The organism is Dactylosporangium darangshiense (assembly GCF_039537565.1).
Lineage (GTDB): Bacteria > Actinomycetota > Actinomycetes > Mycobacteriales > Micromonosporaceae > Dactylosporangium > Dactylosporangium darangshiense.
This window is the reverse complement of record NZ_BAABAT010000169.1, coordinates 1-1,750: the sequence shown is the minus strand read 5'-3', so window position 1 is coordinate 1,750 and position 1,750 is coordinate 1. Positions and strand designations below refer to the sequence as shown.

The 1,750-nt window shown below is 66.9% G+C and carries 2 protein-coding genes; both read right to left on the bottom strand.

Going from position 1 to position 1,750, the window contains the following annotated elements; translation table 11 throughout:
* Window positions 1–21: 21 nt before the first annotated feature.
* Window positions 22–858 carry an IS5 family transposase gene (locus ABD901_RS58480; protein WP_345145028.1) on the bottom strand — a complete coding sequence of 279 codons (837 nt, stop codon included), beginning with the start codon at window positions 856–858 and terminating at the stop codon, window positions 22–24.
* 52 nt (window positions 859–910) lie between these two features.
* Complete coding sequence (locus tag ABD901_RS58475; protein ID WP_345145026.1) at window positions 911–1,570, bottom strand: DUF7919 family protein; 660 nt, start codon at window positions 1,568–1,570, stop codon at window positions 911–913.
* Window positions 1,571–1,750: the final 180 nt, after the last annotated feature.

Here is a 1,750-nt window from a genome sequence, read left to right as displayed (position 1 = left end):
AGAGTGTGTTTGAGAAGTGGTCTATTTGTCGTCGGGCCAGCGCCAGCGTTGCTGACGGGTGGCTGGCCGGCCTCGGGCGATGCGGCTGGTCATGGTGTTGATCGCGGCCCAGCGGATCATGGCTTCGGAGCTGGCGGGGTCGCGTTCGTAGTCGCGGGCGAGGCGGCGGTGGGCGGTGAGCCAGGCCAGGGTCCGCTCGACGCACCAGCGGCGCGGGATGACTGCGAAGCCTTGTTGGCCTTCGGGTTTGCGCACGATGTGCAGCGTGGTGCGCAGGATGCTGGTGGTCCAGTCGACGAGCTTGCCGGCGAAGCCGCCGTCGGCGAAGACGAACCGGATCGGCGCGGCCAGGTACATGGACAGCAGGGTGGCCTTGGCCCCGTCGCGGTCCTGGACGCTGGCGGCGAGGACGACCACGTTGATGAGCAGGCCGAGGGTGTCGGTGACGATGAACCGTTTGCGGCCGTTGATCTTTTTGCCCGCGTCGTAGCCCCGGCTGCTGCGCCCGACGGTGTCGGCGCCCTTGACGCTTTGGGAGTCGATGATGCCCGCGCTGGGCTGCGGGTTGCGGCCCTGCTGTATCCGCGCTCGCTCCCGCAGCGTGGTGAGCATCGCCTCGGTGACCTTGGACTCTTCCCACTGCTTGAAGTACCAGTAGACCGTCTGCCATGGCGGGAAGTCGCCGGGCAGGTACCGCCAGGCGCAGCCGGTGCGGACCACGTACAGAACAGCGTCCACAATGGATCTGCGTGGATGCTTTTCCGGCCTACCGAAGCGTTTGAGCGCCGGGAGTAGCGGCCCGACCAGTGCCCACTGTTCGTCGGTCAGGTCTGAGGGGTACCGCCGCGGCCGGAGCATCCGGCCACGTTGGCGGCATCGACACCGGTGGTCACGCAGGCACACCGATGCATCATCGGATCTTGTCCCAGAATTCCCATTCCTTGCCGTGGTCGGGGCACTGTTCCCTGAGCTGCTGGGTGGCCAGCAATACCGCCCTGCGACCAGGCTCGGACGGCGTGTAGTGCAACTCGAACTTCTGGCCGCAGCTCACACACCTAAGCATGACGTTCCTGGGGGTGCGGTCCCAGACCGCGCGCTCCGCGTCGGGCGGGATCCAGGGGCTCGGCTCGGTGGCCCAGTCGGCGTCGTAACGCTGCACCGCTTCGACGAACTCCGCGGGCGGCCGGTAGGCATGAGCGGAGACGTAATGCCAGATCAGCGCTGGCGCTGCGAACATCACGCCCGGCCGGGCCGGCACCCTGATCTCGCGGAACGCAAGCCAGGACTGGCCGTCCGACCGCGGATCGGCGATGAGACTCGTGTCTGACGGGCAGAACTCACAGCGGTGCAGGCCGCGCGTCTCGTTGACGGGCGGATTGCCGACGATGTCGAGCAACGCGTCGGCGAACCAGTCCGGGACCGGGCCCGTGTCGAACGGCTGCGAGCCATCCAACCAGCCGACGCTGAGCCGCTCGTACCGCGGCCGGTAGTCCAGCGTGCCCCATTCGTATCTGACGGTGTCGTGGTCGAAGAGCGAGTACGCGTGCGTCAGGTCCGCGAAGTAGGTCACCGCGGCAAGATACGGCGTTGGGTGCAATAACCGGCGATGAGGTCGGTCATGCGGTCGAGACCTGCACGTCGGTCAGGCCCGATGAGCATCGCCGCAGCTGGGACGTCCGGCTTACCTTGGCGGCATCGACGCAAGCGGTTACGCCTGACGACAAACAGACCCACTTCTCAAACACGCTCT